3 protein-coding genes are annotated in these 2,564 nt (G+C 65.0%); 1 reads left to right on the top strand and 2 read right to left on the bottom strand.

What is annotated here, in order from left to right:
* The coding region (locus tag AC5JJ6_RS08670; protein WP_496041649.1) for an exopolysaccharide biosynthesis protein at positions 1-461 on the top strand (461 nt) is incomplete at its 5' end.
* Here AC5JJ6_RS08670 and AC5JJ6_RS08665 read toward each other — a convergent pair.
* Together AC5JJ6_RS08665 and AC5JJ6_RS08660 are read right to left on the bottom strand one after the other, a co-directional pair.
* Positions 451-2,055 carry an ATP-binding response regulator gene (locus AC5JJ6_RS08665; protein WP_496041648.1) on the bottom strand — a complete coding sequence of 535 codons (1,605 nt, stop codon included), beginning with the start codon at positions 2,053-2,055 and terminating at the stop codon, positions 451-453. The genes AC5JJ6_RS08670 and AC5JJ6_RS08665 overlap by 11 nt on opposite strands.
* Before the next feature lie 142 nt (positions 2,056-2,197).
* Positions 2,198-2,564 (bottom strand): chorismate synthase (locus tag AC5JJ6_RS08660; protein WP_496041647.1); only part of this gene is annotated, 367 nt, incomplete at its 5' end.

The raw sequence follows: 2,564 nt of genomic DNA, 5'->3' as shown, positions 1-2,564 counted from the left end.
CGCTGCCGATCGGCATGGCGATCGTCTTCGACATCCCGCTCGTGCTGCTGTCCATCCAGCTGATGCTCGGCAGGCAGACGGTCTGGCTGCCGAGGAAACTGCTGCGGGGCAGCGTCAGCCGGGAACAGGCGGCACGGATGCTGGACAAGCTGATCCCGCGCCTGCGCCGGCTGGAAGGCGTGCTGCGTCCGCGCATGCTGTGGATGACCAGTCCGGTGGGAGAGCGGCTGATCGGCGCGCTGTGCGTCGCGCTGTGCATCGTCCTGATGACGCCGATTCCCCTGCTGGGATGGTTCCCGGCTATAGCGCTCTGCGTGATTTCGCTGGGACTGGCGGAGCGGGACGGCGTCATGCTGATGGCCGGGTTCGGCATCAGCATCGCGACGGTGTTCGTTTCGGCGGCGATCCTGGCGGGTGTCGCGGAAGCCGGTCAGGCGCTTTTCCCCAACTTCACGTTTTAGCGCCGCCCTGCTGCTTCGTCATCGCCTCCTCGACGTCACCGTTCAGGATTTCCGCGATGACCTGCTGGAGCTGATGGGCCTGGATCGGTTTGTGAAGCAGGCGGGTGTGGTTGGCGTGGGCTTCCCTCAGACGGGCGGGGTCGGTATCTCCGGTCAGGATGATGCCCGGCAGGCCGGCGGTGACCATGGAGCGCGCAAGGGCGACCGCATCGGTGCCGGTGGTCTCGCCCGGCAGCCGGTAATCGGCGATGATCAGCGAGGGCGGAACGGTCTGTTCGCGGATGCAGGTCTCCAGTTCCTCGAGCGACCCCGCCGTCACGACCGACAGCCCCCAGTCCTCCAGCAGCATCACCATGGCGCTCAGGACCGCCGGGTCGTCCTCGACCAGGAGCACGGGCCGGCTGCTCGTGCGGTCGTTCCGGGAGGAGGAGCACGCCTCGGCGCTATCGTCGGGAGCGCGCGGAGCGGCAGCGGCCAGTGGCACCGTGACCGAGAACGCCGACCCTTTGCCAAGCTGGGAACGCACCGCTACCGGGTGTTCCAGCATGTCGGCGATCCGGCGGACGATCGCGAGCCCGAGGCCGAAGCCCCGGCTGCGGTCGCGCTCCGTGTTGCCGACCTGATAGAATTCCTCGAAGATCTGGTGCTGGTGCGAGTCTGGGATGCCTGGGCCGGTGTCGGCGACGACGATCCTGACGTTGTCGCCGCAACGCCTGCATCCCAGCAGGATGCCGCCCTTGGCGGTGTAGGATACCGCGTTGGCGAGGAGGTTGCGAAGGATCCGGACGAGCAATTCGGGATCGGTGGCGACGGTGGCGTTCGTCGGCACGGTCCGGAGCGTCAGCCGCTTCAGCTCCGCCTGGGGCGCGAACTCGGCGTGGAGGCGCTCCAGCATCGGCTTCAGCTGGATCGGCTTGGGAGCCGGCTTGATCAGTGCCGCATCCAGCCGCGACAGGTCGAGCAGGTCGCCCAGCATGCCGTGGACGCTGTCGATCGACGTCTTGACCCGTTCCAGGACCTCCCGTGCCTTGGGGTCGCCGATCCTGCCGTCGAGGACGCCCAGGAACAGGGAAGCCGCCTGGATCGGCTGGCGCATGTCGTGGCTGATGGCGGCGAGGAACTGGGATTTGGCGCGGCTTGCCCGCTCCGCCTCGAACTTGGCGGCCGCCAATTCCTGTTCGGAGCGCTTGAAAGACGATATGTCGGTCGAGATGCCGCAGACGTAATGCTTGCCGTTGCGTTCGTCGCTGACGCGGAACTTGCGGGCAAGGAAGGCATACTCGACACCGTCGACGACGGCTACTTCCTCGAAGGTGTGGAAGCCGCCGGTGTCCAGGACCAGCTGATCGTTCCGGCGGAATATGTCGGCGAATTCCGCCGGAAAATGATCATGGTCAGTCGTGCCGCGCGCTTGGCTGTCCGTTACCTGGAACGTCGCCTCGCAGTGCCGATTGATCTTCACATACCGGCCGGCATCGTCCTTGATATACAGGATCGCGGGGACCTGATCGAAGAAGGCCTTTAGGAAGCGTTCCAGGTTGACATCCTCCGCCGCCCCGGACTCGGCTTTCCCGGCATCCACGGATAATTTCATAAAGGTATCGAGTTCGGCAGGGATGTTGTGCATTTTCGCCCTGTGCCGTGCGATCATTCATCGTCCATGAACATTCGACAACGCGATTCGGCTACATCGGAGTCTTGACGAAAATACGACAGATAGCTCTCTTTGGGTGATTTTATCCGCCGCACTGGGCGCGGTGACGCATCAGGTGATCGGCCAGGACGCAGGCCATCATCGCTTCCCCGACGGGAACGGCGCGGATGCCGACGCAAGGGTCGTGCCGGCCCTTGGTGACGATCTCGGTCTCGTTGCCGTTCATGTCGACGGTCTGCCGGGTGGAGAGGATCGAACTGGTCGGCTTGACCGCGAAGCGTACGACGATGTCCTGACCCGTGGAAATGCCGCCCAATATCCCGCCCGCGTGGTTGGACAGGAAACGTACGCCCCCTGCCGGATCGGCGCGCATTTCATCCGCGTTGTCCTCGCCCGACAGTTCGGCGGCCGCGAATCCGTCGCCGATCTCCACGCCCTTGACGGCGTTG

This window comes from Skermanella sp., assembly GCF_059503625.1.
This window is presented reverse-complemented; position numbering and strand designations above follow the sequence as displayed.

Coding starts and splice junctions, on each gene's coding strand:
- AC5JJ6_RS08665 (WP_496041648.1), bottom strand. CDS start 2,055: ATGAAATTATCCGTGGATGCCGGGAAAGCCGAGTCCGGGGCGGCGGAG.